The organism is Pseudobacter ginsenosidimutans (genome assembly GCF_007970185.1).
Classification (GTDB): domain Bacteria; phylum Bacteroidota; class Bacteroidia; order Chitinophagales; family Chitinophagaceae; genus Pseudobacter; species Pseudobacter ginsenosidimutans.
In genome coordinates, this window is the sequence record NZ_CP042431.1 from 2922346 (window position 1) to 2942032 (window position 19687).

The 19687-nt window shown below is 49.2% G+C and carries 14 protein-coding genes; 12 read left to right on the forward strand and 2 right to left on the reverse strand.

Annotation, left to right across the window (positions count from 1 at the left end):
* The first annotated feature begins 12 nt into the window (after nt 1-12).
* The 12 genes from FSB84_RS11905 to FSB84_RS11955 all read left to right on the forward strand — a co-directional run bounded on the left by FSB84_RS11905 (nt 13) and on the right by FSB84_RS11955 (nt 15648).
* Nucleotides 13-2160, forward strand: coding sequence for a penicillin-binding protein (locus tag FSB84_RS11905; RefSeq protein WP_130541320.1), 2148 nt, complete (start codon nt 13-15; stop codon nt 2158-2160).
* Nucleotides 2161-2181: 21 nt separating this feature from the next.
* A complete protein-coding gene (locus FSB84_RS11910; RefSeq protein WP_130541318.1) occupies nt 2182-3648 on the forward strand; it encodes a UDP-N-acetylmuramoyl-L-alanyl-D-glutamate--2,6-diaminopimelate ligase in 1467 nt (488 codons plus the stop codon).
* 24 nt (nt 3649-3672) lie between these two features.
* Nucleotides 3673-4950, forward strand: coding sequence for a phospho-N-acetylmuramoyl-pentapeptide-transferase (gene mraY, locus FSB84_RS11915; protein WP_130541316.1), 1278 nt, complete (start codon nt 3673-3675; stop codon nt 4948-4950).
* 7 nt (nt 4951-4957) lie between these two features.
* Nucleotides 4958-6298, forward strand: a complete 1341-nt coding sequence (gene murD, locus FSB84_RS11920; protein ID WP_130541314.1) for a UDP-N-acetylmuramoyl-L-alanine--D-glutamate ligase — start codon at nt 4958-4960, stop codon at nt 6296-6298.
* Between the two features lie 12 nt (nt 6299-6310).
* Nucleotides 6311-7576, forward strand: coding sequence for an FtsW/RodA/SpoVE family cell cycle protein (locus FSB84_RS11925; protein ID WP_130541312.1), 1266 nt, complete (start codon nt 6311-6313; stop codon nt 7574-7576).
* Between the two features lie 6 nt (nt 7577-7582).
* Nucleotides 7583-8695, forward strand: a complete 1113-nt coding sequence (gene murG, locus FSB84_RS11930; protein WP_130541310.1) for an undecaprenyldiphospho-muramoylpentapeptide beta-N-acetylglucosaminyltransferase — start codon at nt 7583-7585, stop codon at nt 8693-8695.
* A gap of 25 nt (nt 8696-8720) precedes the next feature.
* Nucleotides 8721-10085, forward strand: a complete 1365-nt coding sequence (gene murC / locus FSB84_RS11935) for a UDP-N-acetylmuramate--L-alanine ligase (RefSeq protein WP_130541309.1) — start codon at nt 8721-8723, stop codon at nt 10083-10085.
* A gap of 15 nt (nt 10086-10100) precedes the next feature.
* Nucleotides 10101-11150 carry a cell division protein FtsQ/DivIB gene (locus FSB84_RS11940; RefSeq protein WP_130541307.1) on the forward strand — a complete coding sequence of 350 codons (1050 nt, stop codon included), beginning with the start codon at nt 10101-10103 and terminating at the stop codon, nt 11148-11150.
* A 52-nt stretch (nt 11151-11202) separates the two neighbouring features.
* On the forward strand, nt 11203-12582 hold the full coding sequence (gene ftsA, locus FSB84_RS11945) for a cell division protein FtsA (RefSeq protein WP_130541305.1): 1380 nt from the start codon (nt 11203-11205) through the stop codon (nt 12580-12582).
* 98 nt (nt 12583-12680) lie between these two features.
* Complete coding sequence (ftsZ, locus tag FSB84_RS31810; RefSeq protein WP_225980056.1) at nt 12681-13808, forward strand: cell division protein FtsZ; 1128 nt, start codon at nt 12681-12683, stop codon at nt 13806-13808.
* Nucleotides 13809-13810: 2 nt separating this feature from the next.
* Nucleotides 13811-14581 (forward strand): hypothetical protein, encoded by a 771-nt coding sequence (locus tag FSB84_RS31815; RefSeq protein WP_225980057.1) that lies wholly within the window; start codon nt 13811-13813, stop codon nt 14579-14581.
* A gap of 131 nt (nt 14582-14712) precedes the next feature.
* Nucleotides 14713-15648 carry a TIGR01777 family oxidoreductase gene (locus FSB84_RS11955; RefSeq protein WP_130541302.1) on the forward strand — a complete coding sequence of 312 codons (936 nt, stop codon included), beginning with the start codon at nt 14713-14715 and terminating at the stop codon, nt 15646-15648.
* Nucleotides 15649-16361: 713 nt separating this feature from the next.
* Here FSB84_RS11955 and FSB84_RS11960 read toward each other — a convergent pair.
* Nucleotides 16362-17012, reverse strand: a complete 651-nt coding sequence (locus FSB84_RS11960; protein WP_130541300.1) for a peptidase M10 — start codon at nt 17010-17012, stop codon at nt 16362-16364.
* Between the two features lie 286 nt (nt 17013-17298).
* Nucleotides 17299-19680, reverse strand: a complete 2382-nt coding sequence (locus FSB84_RS11965) for a 3-hydroxyacyl-CoA dehydrogenase/enoyl-CoA hydratase family protein (RefSeq protein ID WP_130541299.1) — start codon at nt 19678-19680, stop codon at nt 17299-17301.
* Nucleotides 19681-19687 lie beyond the last annotated feature (7 nt).

Consider the following 19687-nt stretch of genomic DNA (forward strand, 5'->3'; position numbering starts at 1 on the left):
AGGAACTGCTGAGTGGAAGTAAAACGCGACATATTATGGAGGGTATACCTCGCATTCATCCTGATTGTGGTGTTCAGCATCACTATTCTTGGTCGCGCATTCTACATCCAGCAATTCCAGGGCAAGCACTGGATCGCTGAAGCCAACCAGCAAATGGAGCGCTTCGTGGAAACAGATGCCGAACGCGGGACCATCTACTCCGAAGATGGCGCCATGCTCAGCACCTCCATTCCCTACTTCGATATCTATATCGATTTCGCTGCAGACGGATTGAGAGCAAAAAGCGGAGAACGTTTCAAGAACAATGTGGATTCATTGTCCATCGGACTGGCCAATCTTTTCCAGGATATGACTTCACAGGAATACAAAACACTCCTGCAAAATGGCTACCGGAAAAAGAACAGGTACTATCTCCTTAAAAAGAATATCAGTTTCCAGCAATACAAAACGCTTCGTTCCCTTCCGCTGGTTCGTCAGGGAAAAGACAAAAGCGGGTTCATTGCCGAAGTGAAAGATAAAAGATTGAACCCCTTTGTACTCCTTGCCAACCGTACCATCGGCTTGAGCCGGGAGTATGTTGATAGTGATGGAAAAGTGAAAAACACGAACGTGGGTCTTGAAAAAACCTACGATTCTTTGCTCAGAGGTGAAACCGGAAAGAAACTGATGCGCAAAGTAGCGGCAGGTGTGTTCATGCCGGTGGATGGAACGGAGATCGAACCGCAGAATGGGAAAGATGTAGTTACCACGCTCGATGTGAACATCCAGGATATTGCTGAGAACGCGCTGCTGAAAGTGATGCAGGAAAATGAATGCACCAATGGCACCTGCCTGGTGATGGAAGTGAAGACCGGTAAGATCAAGGCGATCGCCAATCTCGGCAGAAGGCCTGATGGCAGTTACTGGGAAGATCTCAACTACGCGCTCCGCGCCTCTGAACCGGGATCTGTTTTCAAACTCGCCACCATGCTGAGCCTGCTGGAAGATAAATACATCACGCTGGATCAGCATGTGAACCTCGAAGGCGGCGCCTGGCGCTATATGACGCGCACCGTCTACGATTCCGAAGAGCACGGCAAACATGATGTAACAGTGAAACAGGCATTCGACGCCAGCTCCAACGTGGGAATGGCAAAACTGGTAACGGCTCATTATTCAAAGAATCCCAACCAGTTTGTAAGCCACCTGAAAAAATTGCGCTTCGATAAATATTCCGGCATCGATCTTCTCGGAGAAACAACGCCGGTAGTGAAAAAGCCGAAAGACAGAACCTGGAGCGGCACCACATTGCCCTGGATGAGTTTCGGATATGAAGTGCTGGTCAGTCCGCTGCAATCGCTGATGCTTTACAATGCAGTGGCCAATGATGGAAAGATGATGAAACCCTACCTGGTGAATTCCATCCAGGAGAACGGACAGGTGATCAAACAGAATGAGCCCGAAGTGCTGGAAGAATCGATCTGCAGTCAGGAAACACTGAAACAATTACAAAGCTGTCTCCGCTCCGTGTGCGCCACACCGGGAGGAACAGGATACAAGCTCTTTCTGGGGACGCCTTACGAAGTGGCCGGTAAGACCGGTACCTCACAGGTGGCCAATGGCAACAGGGGATACGCCGATCATATCCACCAGAGCAGCTTTGCCGGTTATTTCCCCGCCCGCGATCCGAAGTACAGTGTGATAGTGGTGGTTGTGAACAAGCCCTTCGCCTCAAAATATTATGGTGCGGCCATCGCCGGACCAGTGTTCAAAGAGATTGCTGACAAGCTCTATGCTTTGAATGCAGATGAAGACAAAAGCAATGAGAGTTTCCGCGTAACGCGCATGAAGAAAGACAGCAGCAATTACCTGTATGCCGGACAGGCAGAAGACCTGCGGCTGATCATGGATGCTGTGCAGATGAAGTACAAGGATTCTGTGAAGAAAGATGAATGGAGCAGGATGTACGCAGTGAACTATCAACCAGTCATGAGTGGCCAGGCTGTTTCCCGAAAAGAAATGCCCGATGTGAGAGGGATGGGATTGAAAGATGCCATCTACCTGCTGGAGAACATGCAACTGAAAGTGAATGTGCAGGGAAGAGGAAAAGTAAGTACACAAACAATATTGCCCGGTACCCCCATAACAAAGGGACAGGCAGTAACGATAGGATTGAATTAATAATTATAGACTAACCCAGGCATGGCAATTCTGCAGGACATCTTGTACAAGGTGCGGATCCGTTCCGTTCACGGCGATACCCGTGTAAATGTGAATGCGCTTCAGCTCGATTCACGCAAAGTGAGCGCCGGTGATGCTTTCATCGCACTGAAAGGTGTGGCCTCCGATGGTCATGACTATATCGCTAAAGTGGTGGAGCAGGGCGCGGCAGCCGTGATCTGCGAAACAATGCCTGCCGATATCAAAGAAGGGGTTACCTATGTGGAAGTGGAGAACAGCCATGTCGCTGCCGGATTCCTCGCTCATAATTTCTACGGACAGCCTTCAGAAAAACTGAAACTGGTTGGCGTTACCGGCACCAATGGTAAGACCACCATCGCTACTTTATTATTCAAACTCTTTTCCGGACTGGGCCACAAATGTGGATTGCTCAGCACGGTAGACAATCATATCGGTGATCAGGTAATACCCGCAACGCATACCACGCCTGATGCTGTTAGTCTCAATGCACTGCTAAAACAAATGGTGGATGCCGGTTGCACCCATGTTTTCATGGAAACCAGCTCACATGCCATCCATCAGCATCGCATTGCAGGTCTCCGCTATGCCGGCGGCCTCTTCAGCAATATCACCCACGATCACCTGGATTATCACAAAACATTCGATGAATATATCCGCGTGAAGAAGTCCTTCTTCGATGGACTTCCTTCCGATGCATTCGCCATCAGCAATGCAGACGATAAGCGCGGAGCCGTGATGCTGCAGAATACTGCCGCGCACAAATATTTCTACAGCCTGCGCACGCTGGCTGACTTCAAAGGAAAGATCATCGAGAACGCACTCTCCGGACTGGTGATGAATATCAACGACCAGGAAGTGCATTTCCGCCTGATCGGTGAGTTCAACGCCTACAATCTCCTGGCAGTTTATGGCGCTGCCATCTGTTTGGGAGAAGAGAAACACGAAGTGCTGCGTGTACTCAGTATGATCACCGGTGCGGAAGGAAGATTCGATTATATCATTTCAAAGAAGGGACTGGTGATCGGTATCGTGGATTATGCACATACTCCCGATGCACTGCTGAACGTGCTCTCCACCATCAAGAAATTGCGGAAAGGTCACGAACAGATCATCACCGTGGTGGGCTGTGGCGGTGACCGCGATAAGACCAAGCGCCCGGAAATGGGCGAGATCGCTTGTGAGCACAGTGATAAAGCCATCTTTACTTCGGATAACCCCCGCAGTGAGGACCCGCTGGAGATCCTGAAAGACATGGAAGCTACCCTGAACACTGCTGCAAGGCGCAAGTTCATTTCCATTGCCGACAGGAAGGAAGCCATCAAAACCGCCGTGAGCCTGGCGAATCCTGAGGACATTGTGCTGATAGCAGGAAAAGGACACGAGAAATACCAGGAGATAAAAGGAGTGAAACATCCTTTCGACGATAAGCAGGTATTGCAGGAAATGTTTGAAATGTTAGACAAGTAACCCAAAGCAAAACACCGAACCAGCATGTTGTATCACTTAACCGAATGGCTTAGAGAATTAGGGGTGAAGTTCCCCGGGAGCGCATTGTTCCAGTTCATCACATCGCGTGTGATGCTGGCCGTGATCCTCTCTTTGCTGATCACTACCGTATTCGGTAAGAAGCTGATCAACTACCTGCGTAAAAAGCAGGTGGGCGAAACCGTTCGTGATCTCGGCCTGGCAGGTGAACAGCAAAAGAAAGGAACACCCACCATGGGAGGACTGATCATCATCCTCGCCATCCTGGTGCCTACTTTATTGCTGGCAGATCTGAATAAAGCCTATATCCGCCTGATGATCTTCGCCACCATTTGGCTCGGCATCATCGGTTTCATTGATGATTACCTGAAGCTCCGCGCAAAGATGCTGGCCAAGAAAGCAGGAGTGGCTTATAAGAAAGGCGATAAGGATGGACTGGCAGGATGGTTCAAAGTATTGGGCCAGGTAGTGCTGGGTGTGGTTGTTGGATGTGTGATCCTCTTCAACCAGAACACAAAAGTGTGGAGGGATTATACCGGACCTGTGAGAGCCAATGATACAACCATCATCAAAAGAACACTGGACGGACAAACAAAATATTTCGTGGAAGCAGATGCGCCGATCACCACCATCCCTTTCGTAAAAAGCCATGAGTTCAACTACTCGAAACTTTTACCGGAAGCGCTGCGCGGCTTTACCTGGCTGCTCTATATCGGGATCGTGATCTTCATCGTAACTGCTGTTTCCAATGGAGCCAATATCACGGATGGACTGGATGGTCTGGCAACGGGCACCAGTGCTATCATCGGGGCATGTCTTGGCATCTTTGCCTATGCGAGTGGTAACCTGCGGTTTGCGGAATACCTGAACATCATGTATATCCCAAATCTTGGTGAGCTCAGCATCTTTATCGGTGCATTGATCGGTGCATGTGTCGGGTTCCTTTGGTACAACGCTTATCCCGCGCAGGTTTTCATGGGAGATACCGGCAGCCTTACGCTGGGTGGTATCATCGCTGCGCTGGCCATCATTGTAAGGAAAGAATTACTGATCCCCATCTTCTGCGGCGTATTCCTGGTGGAAGTGCTGAGTGTAACGCTGCAGGTGAGCTGGTTCAAGTATACGAAGAAGAAATATGGCGAAGGAAGAAGGATCTTTCTCATGAGCCCGCTTCATCACCATTATCAGAAGCTGGGCTATCATGAATCGAAGATCGTAACGAGGTTCTGGATCGTAACAATATTGTGTATCGTGTTCGCGGTAGTGACACTGAAGATCAGATAAGCATCGAATGGCAAAACGATTGATCATATTGGGTGGAGGAGAAAGCGGCGTGGGCGCTGCCATCCTCGGTAAACAGAAAGGGTACGATGTATTCCTCTCTGATGCCGGGAACATTGCCGGCAAGTACAGGAAGGAACTGGATGAGTATGGCATCGCTTACGAGTCTGGCCGGCATTCAGAAGAGCGTATCCTGGGAGCCGATGAAGTGATGAAGAGCCCCGGCATTCCTGAAAAGAATGAGCTGGTGAAGAAGATCCGGAAGAAAGGTATCCGCATCATCAGTGAGATTGAACTGGCTTATCGCTATAAAGGGAACAGCAGGATCGTTGGCATTACCGGCGCCAATGGAAAGACCACCACTACTTCGCTCATTTATCATATCTGCAAAACTGCAGGACTTAATGTGGCGCTGGTAGGGAATATCGGTTACTCATTTGCGAAGCAGGTGGCGCTTGATCCGAAGGAGTTGTATGTAGCGGAGATCAGCAGCTTTCAGCTGGATGATATCCATGAGTTCAGACCCAATGTGGCTGTTCTGACCAATATTACGGAGGACCACCTGGACAGGTACGAGTACAAATTCGAGAATTATATAAACAGCAAGTTCCGGATCGTCGAGAATCAGACTGCTGATGATTATTTCATCTATTGTGAAGACGATCCTGTAACGATGGAACATATCGGACGGTTCGCAATCAAATCTAACCTATTACCATTTACTATGAACAAAGAGCCAAATCAAGGCGGGTTTATCAAAAACGGCCAAATGACTGTAGCGGTACGAGATGAGAGAATGGACATGAGCGTTTACGATTTCACCCTGAAGGGTAAGCACAATCAATACAACACCATGGCAGCAGGAATTGCGGGTTCCGTACTCGGTATCCGGAAAGAGAAGATCAGGGATGCTGTTCAGACTTTCGAAAGCCTGGAGCATCGTATGGAGTTTGTGAGCACCGTGCGCGGCGTTGACTTTGTCAACGACAGCAAGGCCACCAACGTGAATAGTACATGGTATGCCCTGGAGAGTATGGAGAAACCCACCATCCTCATTCTCGGTGGGGTAGACAAAGGCAATGATTACAGCAGCATGATGGACCTGGTGAAAGAAAAGGTGAAAGCGATCGTGGCCATGGGCACAGACAATCGCAAGATCCATGAAGCTTTCCAGAATGATGTGCCTGTAATTGTGAACACCGGCAACGCGCGTGAAGCGGTGCATGCAGCTTTCCATCTCGCCAACAAAGGTGATGTGGTGTTGCTCAGCCCTGCCTGCGCCAGCTTCGATCTCTTCAAGAACTATGAAGATCGCGGCAACCAGTTCAAGGATGCAGTTAGAGAGTTGTAATAATCTATCATAATGAGCAATAGCGGAGATATTGGTTTTGATGAGATAGCCAGCCCCGTGAAAATGGGGAACAGGTTATGGTCCAGGACCAGGGGCGATAAAGTCATCTGGGCCGCGGTACTGCTATTGGCTTTGGTATCGGTCCTGGTAGTATACAGCTCCACAGGATTGCTGGCCTACAAGATGAACAAAGGGAATACCGAGATCTACCTGTTCAAACAGATCGTGTTCATCGCAATTGGTTTGGCAGTGATCTATTTCTCGCATCTGGTGAACTACACCGTATATGCGAGGGTGGCGCGGATCCTCTTCCTGATCTCGATACCATTACTGATCTATACTTTTTTCTTTGGTGTACGATTGAATGAGGGTAGCCGCTGGATCAGGCTGCCGATCATCAACCTTACTTTTCAGACATCGGATCTTGCCAAGCTGGCGCTCTTTATGTACCTCGGGCGGTTGCTGAGCAAGAAGCAGGATGTGATAAAAGATTTCAGAAAAGGGTTCCTGCCTGTGATCACTCCGGTAGTGGTCATTTGTGCATTAATAGCACCGGCGAACCTTTCAACAGCCCTGCTGGTGGGCGCCACCAGTATGCTGCTGTTATTTATCGGAAGAGCAAGCGCCAAACATTTGCTGCTTACTATCGGTGTGGCAGCAGTTCCGGTGATACTGCTCGTCACCATCGCTCTTTCTTATTACGATTCATCGGAAGGAAGATCGAAGGAATTGCCAGGTGTGCTTTCTGTAGGCCGTCTGCCAACCTGGATCAAACGTGTACAGAATTTCGTGTACAGCAACAAAGAGATCGATAAAGACGAGAACTACCAGGTGAACCAGGCCAAGATCGCCATCAGTAAAGGCGGTATGCTGGGACTGGGACCGGGTAACAGTGAAACGAGGAATTTTTTGCCGCACCCTTATTCTGATTTCATCTATGCCATTATCATAGAAGAATATGGAATAATCGGAGGCGCATTCATCATATTGATCTACCTGATCTTTTTGTTCAGGTGTATCAGGATCTTCAGGAAATGTCCATATGCGTTTGGAGCATTCCTGGCATTGGGGCTGAGTTTCACGTTGGTGATACAGGCCCTGATCAATATGGCGGTAACGGTGAATCTCTTCCCGGTAACGGGGGTAACACTTCCGCTTGTGAGTATGGGAGGTAGTTCATTTCTTTTTACCTGTCTTGCAATCGGCATCATATTGAGTGTTGCAAGGAACGTAGAACAGTTGGAAGGAAAAGAACCGGTACCTGAAGTAAAAGCATAAGATTAAATGAGCACAGGCAATACAAATAGCGGTACGAAGATCATCATTGCAGGTGGAGGCACAGGCGGACATATCTTTCCTGCCATCGCCATCGCCAATGCATTGAAGAAAGCGGATCCTGGCATCGAGATTCTTTTCATCGGTGCAAAAGGAAAAATGGAAATGGAGAAAGTGCCGCAGGCTGGCTATAAGATAGAGGGGATCGATATTGCAGGGTTCAACAGAAGTTCTTTGTTAAAGAATATCGGGCTCCCGTTCAAGCTCATCAGGAGTTTTTTCCAGGTGAGAAGGATCGTGAAAGCATTTGCTCCATCGGCCGTGGTGGGCGTGGGAGGTTATTCCACTTTTCCTGTTTTAAAATTAGCGCAGGCAAAAGGGATACCTACTTTCATCCATGAATCGAATTCGTTTGCAGGTAAGAGTAATATGATGCTGGGAAAGAATGCAACGAAAATTTTTGTAGCAAGTGATGGAATGGAGAAATTCTTTCCGGCAGCAAAATTGCAGATCACCGGCAATCCTGTTCGTGAAGCGATTGTACAAATGCATACAGACAGGCATACGGCAAGCATGAGCTTCGGCCTCGATCCTGCAAAACAAACAGTACTGGTTACGGGTGGCAGTCTTGGCGCAAAAGGCATCAACGAAGCCATCGATGTAGAACTGGATGCTTTTGCTCAGAACAATGTTCAACTGATCTGGCAGACCGGAAAGCCTTATGCAGCAAAGGCTGCAGCCCGCGTGAAAGGACAGTCGAATGTATGGACCGATGCCTTCATCACGAAAATGGAGAATGCTTACGCAGCCGCCGACATTGTGATCTCCCGTGCAGGAGCCATGGCCATCGCGGAATTATGTGTGGTGAAGAAGCCCGTGATCTTCGTGCCTTTCCCTTTTGCAGCAGAAGATCATCAGACCGTGAATGCACTGCACCTGGTGGAGAAACATGCAGGGATCATGATCAAAGACAGTGAAGCGAAAGAGAAACTGGTGCCTGCCGTGATCGCGCTTTCAAAAAATGAAGAACAGCAACGCGAGTTGCAACAGAATATAGGAAAACTGGCAGTAACCGATGCGGACACGCAGATCGCATCGGCGATTTTAAAAGCAATCAAATAAGCAGCGGACAAACCGCCCAAAGGATATGGTTCAACTGGAAGACATCAAAAAGGTATACTTCATCGGCATCGGTGGTATCGGAATGAGCGCCATTGCGCGCTATTTCAAATTCCACGGAAGGTCAGTGAGCGGCTACGATAAAACGGAGACCGTACTCACCAAACAACTCGTGGCCGAAGGTATCCCTGTGCACTATGATGATAACCTGGAACTGGCGCCGAAAGATGCCGACCTGGTGGTGTATACGCCTGCCATTCCGAAAGATCACAGTGAGCTGAATTTTTACCGTGATAATAAGTATGTGCTGATGAAGCGCAGCGAAGTGCTGGGTGTGATCACGGAAGGCTCTTTCAATATCTGCGTGGCCGGCACGCATGGGAAGACCACTATTTCCACTATGATTGCACACCTGCTGCGTCATACCGGTTATGGCTGCAATGCCTTCCTTGGTGGCGTGGCCGTGAACTACAACAGCAATTACTGGAGCGATAAACGTAATGTTTGTGTAGTGGAAGCCGACGAATACGACAGAAGCTTCCTGCGTCTCAGTCCTGATATCGCCGTGATCACCGCCATGGATGCAGACCATCTCGATATCTACGGAACACCCGAGGCCATGGAAGATGCCTATATCGAATTTTCGAGAAGAGTGAAAAAAGGAGGATGGATGATCAGCAAGCATGGCCTGAAAAGAAGCGCCGCGCTGGAAAGCACGCACCAGCTGACTTACAGCCTGCTGGACCAGGGATCTGATATACGCGCCGAGAATATCCGTATGGAGAATGGTTCCTACCATTTCAATGTAGTGACCCGTCTCTGGCATTTGAATGATATCACCCTGAACATGGGTGGGCTGCATAATATCGAGAATGTGATCGCAGCTATCATGATCGCTCACCATCTCGGAATCGCAGACGATAAGATCAAAGCAGCTGTTGCGGATTTCAAAGGAGTGAAGCGCCGTTTCGAGTATATGATCAAAACACCTTCACTGGTGTTTGTGGACGATTACGCGCATCACCCGGAAGAGCTGAGGGCATTGATCAGCGGAGCAAGAAAACTGTTCCCCGACAAGAAATGCACCGTGATCTTCCAGCCGCACCTGTTCACGCGTACGCGCGACTTTGCGAAGGAATTTGCTGAAAGCCTGGATCTGGCCGATGAAGTGGTATTGCTGCCGATCTACCCTGCCAGGGAATTACCGATCGAAGGCGTTACCAGTAACCTGATCCTGGATCAGATGACAATCGAGAACAAACAGATCCTGGAAAAGGCGCAGGTACTGGATCTCATCAAACAACAAAAAAACGACAACTGGTTATTGATCACAGCCGGAGCGGGAGATATAGATACCCTGCTGCAGCCCATCAAAACCATATTGGATAAATAAGGAATAACCGTAGTAATGGCTAAGATCGCTAAAAAGAAGATACTGCTTTTCCTGCTCTGGTCTGTGATCGGAACAGTAGTGGTGGTATTATCTGTGAAAGCCATGAGCATGCAGAAGGAAAAGACCTGCAGCGGTTATACGATCCAGATAGTTGGTGGCGGCGATCATTTCTTTATCGATAAGAATGATGTGCTCACCATTCTCAATAATAACGGATCGAAGGTGATCAAGGGGCGTTCCCTCAAATCTTTCGATCTGCGCGCAATGGAAAACCAGATGGAGAACAATCCCTGGATCCGCGATGCGCAACTGTTCTTTGATAATAATGGACAATTGAATGTTTTGATCACGGAGGCCGAGCCGATTGCCAGGATCTTTACCGTTACCGGCAATAGCTTTTACATAGATACGGCCATGAAGCGTTTGCCGCTCTCTGCAAAACTGTCTGCCAGGCTGCCTGTGTTCACCGGCTTTCCAACAGACAAGGCCCGCCTGAATGCCACCGACAGCGCGCTGATGGCGGATATCAAAGGAATGAGCCGGTTCATGCAGAAGGAGCCGCTCTGGATGGCGCAGATCGCACAGGTGGATATTACACCCGACAGAAAATTCGAAATGATGCCCACTATCGGAAGTCATGTGATCGAATTCGGAAATGGACAGGACTTTGAAAAGAAATTCCGCAGACTGCTGATCTTCTATAAAGATGTGCTCAGCAAAACCGGGATGGACACTTATAGCAGGATCAACGTACAGTTCGACAGGCAAGTGATCGGAGTGAAAGGAGGGAGGACTGCAACTGCACCCATTCCTCTGCCCGTAAGGGATAGTTCGTTCAGCAGAACAACTTCCACCTTATCGGCAGGCAGGACAAATCCCGCAAACACCGAAAAACCACCCATAGATTCCCGACCTGCCGCTATCCGGAAGAACCAGTCCGGAGCCAAGAAAAATCCACCTTCGAAAAGCCAGTCCTATGAAACCCCGACGAAACAGTTGAACAAGAAGGCAGGTTCAACGGACACCAAACCCAAAGCTGTGATGCCAAAACGCAATTCCCATTAAATCAATAACAACACAACTAATCAAATAACAACAACTAAAAACAGGATAGATTATGAACAATGAGCAACAACCCATCATCGTCGGGCTGGACATCGGCACGACGAAGATTGCAGCGATTGCGGGTCGAAAGAACGAGTACGGGAAACTGGAGATCATTGGGTTTGGTCGAGCCAACTCCAACGGAGTGAAGCACGGTCAGGTTTTGAACATCGATGAAACCATCAAGGCCATCCGCATGGCACTTGATAACTGCTATGCTTCCAATCCCAACCTGGAGATCAATGAAGTGTACGTAGGTATTGCAGGGCATCATATCAAGAGCCTGCAAACCCGCGGCGACATTGTACGCCAGCACACGGAAGAAGAGATCACTCACCGTGAGATCGACCAGCTCATCGCTGACCAGTACAAAACTTATATCCCTGCAGGTGATCAGATCATCGATGTGATCCCGCAGGAATTTACAGTTGACAACTTTCAGAACATCCCGAACCCTATCGGTTACGGTGGTGTGAAGATCGGCGCCAACTTCCATATCATTACAGGTGATAAGAATGCCATCCGCAATATCAACCGCGCTGTTGAGAAAAGCGGACTGCATACAAAAGACCTGGTACTGCAACCGCTGGCTTCTGCTGCGGCTGTGATGGGACATGAAGACCTGGAAGCAGGTGTTGCCATTGTTGACATCGGTGGTGGTACTACTGACCTCGCCGTGTTCTATGAAGGTATCCTGAAACATACAGCGGTTATTCCTTTCGGTGGTGAGAATATCACCAATGATATCAAGACCGGTCTTGGTGTATTGAAAACCCAGGCTGAACAAATGAAAGTACAGTTTGGCTCGGCTCTTGCTAATGAAGCAAAGACAAATGCATTCATCACTATCCCGGGTCTCCGCGGCATGCCTGCCAAAGAGATCAGCGTGAAGAACCTGGCCAATATCATCCAGGCGCGTATGAATGAGATCATGGACTTCGTTACTTACCATCTGAAACAGGTAGGGCTCGACAATCGTACATTGAATGGCGGTATCGTGCTTACCGGTGGTGGTGCACAACTGCGTCACCTGATCCAGCTGACTGAGTATGTAACAGGATTGAATTGCCGAATCGGTTTCCCAACTGAGCACCTGGCAGCAGGTCATATCGAAGAGCTGGCAAAGCCAACTTATTCAACCTGTATCGGTCTTATCCTGAAAGGATACAGCGATTACGAGAACAACCGTAAGCAGTTCGAACATCAGTTCAGGAAGGTTGAGATTCCTGAAACACTGAAGAAGCCAACTGTGATCGAGAATATAACAGAAGAAATTGCAGAACCGGAGCAATCCGAAAAAGTAAAGAATCGTAAGGGGATCAAAGATTTCTGGGGCAAATTCAAAGACGGCATCATTGACCTGTTCAAAGAAGAAGAGGACCACGCTCTCTAACCCTGGACCCATCGATCATTTACTAACCCATTATTAGAAACTGTCTCCGGATGGGCTTTCAGGTGAAGCGAGGCCTGGTGAGACACAAAACGAAAGCTATGATTCATTTTGATCTACCGAAAGAGAAATCATCCATCATCAAAGTGATTGGTGTGGGTGGTGGTGGCAGCAATGCTGTCAATCACATGTTCGCGCAGCAGATAGAAGGTGTGAATTTCATCATCTGCAATACGGACGCACAGGCCATTGCGCAAAGCAATGTGCCCAATAAAATACAGCTCGGACCACACCTTACACAAGGTCTGGGCGCCGGCGCCAATCCGGATATTGGCCGTCAGGCTACCGAAGAGAGCCTGGAAGAGATCAAACGCATACTGGAAGTGAATACCAAGATGGCATTCATTACAGCCGGTATGGGCGGCGGCACCGGAACTGGTGGCGCTCCCATCATTTCAAAGATCTGTAAAGACCTTGGTATCCTCACGGTGGGTATCGTTACCACACCCTTCACCTATGAAGGAAAGAAACGTCAGATCCAGTCTGATGAAGGTATCAAGAGCCTGAAACAATATGTAGACACCCTGCTGGTGATCAGCAACGATAAGCTGCGTCATCAGTTCGGTAACCTGAAGATGAAAGAAGCGTTTGCGAAAGCAGACAATGTACTGGCTACCGCTGCCAAATGTATCACCGATGTGATCAACAGCACAGGCCAGATCAACGTAGACTTTGCAGACGTTTGTACGGTTATGCGTAATGGTGGTGTTGCCATCCTCGGCAACGCGTCCTGCTCCGGTGAAGACCGTGCACAACGCGCCATTGAAGAAGCGCTCAATTCACCATTGCTGAACGACAACGATATCAGCGGCGCCAAATGGATCCTCATCAATATCAACTCTGCCGAGAACGAACATGAGTTCACGATGGATGAGGTAGACACTATCCAGAACCACCTGCTGAGCCAGGCCGGTGAAGGAACAGATGTGATCCTCGGTTTGGGTTACGATAATTCACTGGGAGACCAGATCGGCATCACCCTCATCGCTACCGGCTTTGAGTACAGTGATCCTTTCACCAAAAGGCTGCGCAGCCGAAGAAAGAAGAGAAGATCCTCTTCAATCTCAGCCAGCAGCCTGAACCTCCCGTTACGCCTGTACCTCCTGTTGCGAGCCAGCAACAGCAGCAACAGCAACAGCCACAGGCTTCTGCCACCAGGCCATCGGTGATCATGCCGAAGAAAGAAGAACCTCCGGTGCAGCCACAAATGGTTGCCGAGCAACCTCCTGCTATCAGGGAAGAGTTGCAACCGAAGCTGGTGGACATGGATTCTCCTTCTGCCTCCACGCCGCTTGTGCTTTTTACGAGCGATGAGCCTGGGAAAAATACCGTGGATAAAAATGATGAGCCGGAAAGGATTGAATGGGTACTTTCGCAGCCTTCCCAACCTGCTCCCCAATTGAACCAGCAGCAAGCTAGCAACGCTGCTGCGTCTCAGAGTTCAGGCGGATTTCTCGCGCGACCATCCAATATTTATGCTGATTCCGCATTTGAAGATTCCAAACAAACTAAGCCTGTGAATCAACCCGTCCAGAACCAAGCCACTGTAAAGCCCGTCAGGGAGGAAGATCCCAATGACATGCAGTTGGTGTTCCGTGATGATATTCCAGCGGCGGATGTGCCTGGGGCCCACCAGACTCCACCAGTTGTTATGGCATCTTCTGTTGAGGAACCAGCGATGCTGGACGAAGCAGAGGAGCAAAAACGTCGCGCAGCCGAAAGGATTCAGAAGTTACGTAACCTGAGTTTCAATATCAACGGCGCTGACCCTAACAATGAGTTTGAAACTGTGCCGGCTTACATCCGCCGCAATCTTGAACTGTACAACACCATCAGCAGTGTTGAGAATTTCTACAGTAATTACGAAGTAAAAAATGATGAGAATAATAAAACCAGTATCTCTACCATCAACACTTTCTTAGATGGAGAGAAACCGGATTGATCCATCGTTCATCTCTTTCCTGTATTAAGTCTATTAAAATACAGCGATTGTTGTTTTTAGTTGTTTCCCTCCTGATTCCTCGGGAGGGATTTTTTTTTGACTAAATTTGTAAAGGCACTCAAATCCTGATTATGCAAACAGTTCTCATTACAGGAGGCACCGGCCTGGTAGGGTCCGCACTTACCCGATTGCTGGTGAACAAAGGTTACCAGGTGATCATCCTCACACGCAGGTCAAAGCCCGCAGAAGGCGCTGTGTCCTACGCCGAATGGGATCCTGCTGCCGGAACCATCGACGTCAAAGCTGTGCAGCAGGCCGATATGATCGTTCACCTGGCGGGCGCCAATGTGGGCGAGAAACGCTGGACAAAAAAGAGAAAACAGGAAATCCTCGATAGCCGTGTAAAGAGTGCCAACCTCATCGTTCAAACGCTTCAATCGAATCCCAATAAATGTCGTGCCGTGATCAGCGCCTCTGCCATCGGCTGGTATGGTGATGATAATCTGCGTCCGGCAGGTAAAACCATGTTCACCGAAGAAGCGCCTGCCGACACGCAATACCTTGGCGCCACCTGCAAGGAATGGGAAGAAAGTATCCAGCCAGTCACGGCCATGGGTAAGCGCCTTGTGATCCTCCGCTCGGGCATCGTACTCAGTAACCATAGCGGCGCATTCCCCAGTTTCAAGAAGCCTGTGAAAATGGGATTTGCTGCTATTCTCGGCAATGGCAGACAGGTGATCAGCTGGGTCCATATCGAAGACGCTGCGCGCCTCTATCTCTTCGCCATCGAAAACGAACATCTCCAGGGCATCTTCAACGCAGTAGCACCGCAGCCCGTCACCAATGAACATCTCACTGTCACACTCGCCCAGAAAATGAAGGGCAAATTCTATATCTCCATCAATGTTCCTTCATTCCTTCTGAAGATCATCCTCGGCGAAATGAGTGTGGAAGTTCTGAAAAGCGCCACTGTCAGCAGCGCGAAAATCAGTAAGGCCGGGTTCCAGTTCCTGTATCCAACGATTAATGTGGCCATAGATAGCCTCATAGGTCGCCTCAGGGTATAAAAAATCCGGCTGCAAAACGAACTGGCGCGGGAGAATAAGTATTTGACTGTGGTTGGTTGGATTGGGGTTTGGTAATTCTATTGGACTGTTTCGCTTACGTTTTGAAGGCCGGAGTTTTTTTACACCCTTCGGCTGATGGTGTCGCGGGTGCATCAGTGTTGATAGATAGGTAGCAAGGGCGTCATTTCTTTTGTTTGGGTACTTTTTGTTTGAGCAATTATCTCGGTTGTTGATTCTTTGCGTTGTTTCAAATGTGAGAAGAAGATTTGACTTTTGTGTTTTGGATGAAGAACTGGCTCTGCTGTTGGAAAAAAATCAGGGAGTTTAAGTGGCAGATAATGCACATTGCTTTTGATTGGGGTGATTTGAGTTGTTTTTTATTTTTCTCTTTTACACGTCTGGATCGCAAAGTATGGACGGAGTGTTGCGTTACTGATGTTCTTCTGCGAGTTGAAAACAATATTGCTTTTGTGAAATACTATTGATGGTTGATGGAGTTTTAGTAGTGTATTATATCCTCAACCAAAACTGTTGCAATATTATCGTGCTGGAGGCGAAGTGATATGATAAGCTGGTCCTGGAAACAAAAGCGAAAAAGCCTGGCTCAGCACTACATTCACATTCAACCAACCAAAGCCCAATACCACCACAAATGCGCGGGTTTGTTTCCCAACCAGCGTTCATATCCTTCGCCGACTCTCAAAGAAAAAAAATCACCCATGTTTTGAATGATATAAACTACTAAACTCCCCCAAAACCGCAACTCCATTCCCATCAAAATCAAGCTTGTTCAACTTCAGATCCGCAACATCGGTGAGTAAGACTCTCCGCCATTGCGGGTCCAGCGTGCCTCCCTTCGCCCCTGGTGTTGCGTTGGGATCGTACTGGTATTGCGGATCACAGAGAGTGCCACGTGGGAACATGATGCCCGGAGCGCCTTTGCCGCGTATGTCGAGATTGGTGGGGTGTTCCAGACCAAGCGTATGTCCATACTCGTGAGCGGCAGTAGTGGCGGTTTGTTTCAGGTTGGCGAGTTTGAAGTAGCCGGTATTGCTGCCAAGCCCATCAACGAAGGAAATATCGAGATTGCTGAACTCTTCGATGCGGAAGAAATTGAGACGGGGGTTATCATTGTACCAGACCTTTTCCGGAGGGAGATCGGGTTGGTAACTGCCTTCGATCTGAAAGCGGAGGAGGAATTCCTGATCTTTTATTTTGATGATGGCTTTCGGTTCGTTCCAGATAAAAGCGATATCATCTGCCATTTGCTGTGCCAGCGTTTGATCGGCGGCGTCGCCATAAATGATGATACTGGAGTGAATGGTCAGTGTGGCGTTGGTATGATCGAGTGAGGCTTCTCCCATATGAGGTGATTGTTGAATAAAGATAGTAAAGAAGATGGAGGGGCAATCGGAGCAGGCCGGGAGTGTATGAAGAGTGTATGCCGGGTTGGTGGTTTACTGGGGAAGAGTTGCTGCCGGAGGTATGTGGAGGCTATGCGGGAGGCATGGAAGAGGTACGAAAATGGCATGCGGAGAGCAGGTGCCTGCCGGGAAATAGAAAGGGGTTGCCCTGACTCAACAGAACAACCCCGTTTTCTCTCATGTGACCCGACCCCCGTGGGTCTTGAGTCTTTTATCGGGCTAACCCCTAGTTGCGAATGGGTTTGCCGCCCTTTAATACGCTTTGAATTCTTTCGAGTGATTTCTTCTCGCCGCAGAGGCTGAGGAAGGCTTCCCTTTCGAGGTCGAGCAGGTATTGCTCGCTTACGAGGGATTGCTCGCTCAGGTCGCCGCCGCACATTACGTAGGCCAGTTTTTTGGCTACGGTAACATCGTGGTCGGTTGCGTAGCCGGCGCGCCACATGCCGTTGATTCCGGCGTAGAGTGCGCCGAGCGCTGAACGGCCGAGGACTTTCACGTCTGTGCGAGCTACCGGCATGGTATAACCGCTATCGTATATTTCAATGACGCTTTTCTTTGCTTCTGCGATCCTTCTTCCCTGGTTCATTACTATCTCATCATGTCCTTTGCGCAGGATTCCCAGATCATAGGCTTCGGCAGCGGAAGTAGCCACTTTGGCCGTTGCGATGGTGAGGAACCTGTTCTTGAGGGTGATGCTGTCGGGTTCGTCTTCATGCATTTCATCTGCTGCCCGCAGTGCGAACTCCTTGGTGCCACCGCCACCGGGAATGAGGCCCACGCCCAGTTCCACGAGACCGATATAAGTTTCTGCAGCAGCGCATACCTTGTCTGAATGCAGGCTCAGTTCGCAGGCTCCGCCGAGGGTGAGTGCATGTGGGGCTACAACAACCGGAATGGCTGAATAGCGCGCCCGCATCATCGTTTGCTGGAAGAGGCGGATGGCCATATCCAGCTCGTCGTATTCCTGCTCTATCGCAAGCATGAAAATCATGCCAACATTTGCGCCGGCACTGAAATTAGGGCCGTCATTCGCGATCACCAGGCCCTTGTAGCCTGATTCTGCGAGTGCAATGGATTTTTGAATTCCTTCGAGCACTTCACCGCCAATGCTGTTCATCTTGGTACTCCATTCCAGTCCGAGAACATTATCACCTAAATGATAGGTGCGGCATGAGCTGTTTTTCCAAACGGTCTGGTTCTCGAAGTTCTTCATCACCAGGAAGGCTTCGCCGCCGGGTAATGCTTTGTATGATTTGGTAGGAATATCGTAGTAGAGCCTGCGTCCGTTCTCCACTTTGTAGAAGGAGCTGGCGCCGGAGGCGAGCATTTCATCTACCCAGGGGGCCAGGGTGTAGCCGGCTTCTTTCATTTTCTTCACGCTGTTGGCAACGCCCAGTACGTCCCAGCTTTCAAAGGCACCGATCTCCCAGCCGAAACCCGCCATCATGGCGTCATCCACGCGATAGATATCATCGCTGATCTCGGGAATGCGGTGTGAGATATAGGAAAACAAGCCATAATGAAAGTGACGATAGAAATCACCTGCCTTGTCCATTCCTGTTACCAGCGCTTTCAGCCTGGTCTTCAGATCATCGATGGGCTTTGCAGCTTCCACCGTTGCGAACTTTGGTTTCTTGCGTGGCTCGTATTCGAATGTTTCGAGATTGAGTGTGTAGATCTCTTTTTCACCCCCGGCGCCTTTCCTTTTGGAGAAAAAGCCTTGTCCGGTCTTATCGCCGAGCCAGTTATTGGCTACCATTTTATCCAGCCAGGCTGGGATAGTGAATGCGGCCCGCTGTTCATCATTTGGACAATTCTCTGCCACGCCTTTGGCAACTTTCACCAGCGTATCGATACCCACTATATCAGCGGTTCTGAAGGTAGCGGATTTCGGACGGCCGATGATGGGGCCGGTGAGTGCATCGATTTCATCGATGCTCAGTTTCATTTTCTCCACCAGTCCGAAGATGGCCATAATGCCGTACACGCCGATGCGGTTGGCGATGAAGGCTGGCGTATCCTTGGCCAGTACAGTGGTTTTGCCGAGTTGAAGATCTCCATAGTGTAAAAGGAAATCGATAACGGCAGGATCTGTATATGGAGTAGGGATGATCTCGAGGAGACGCAGGTAACGCGGTGGATTGAAGAAGTGTGTACCGCAGAAATGTTTTTTGAAATCTTCACTTCTGCCTTCCGCCATCAGGTGAATGGGAATGCCTGAAGTGTTGGAGGTGATGAGGGTACCGGGCTTACGGTATTTCTCCACTTCTGTAAAGATCTGCTGCTTGATGTCCAGGCGTTCCACCACTACTTCGATCACCCAGTCGTAGCCCCCGATATCCTTCATATTGTCTGTGAAGTTGCCGGTGCTGATGCGTTTGGCTACATCTTTGGTAAAAACGGGAGATGGATTGCTTTTGAGTGCGGCCTGCAATGCGTCGTTTACCAGTTTGTTCCTTTCGCCGGGTTTGGTACTTTCTTCTGCTCCTTTTGCCAACATATCTAACAAGAGTACCTGTAAGCCTGCGCCTGCAAAATGGCAGGCGATCCTCGATCCCATTACACCGCTCCCAAGTACTGCAACCTTTCTGATGATGCGATTGGACATAGCGAAA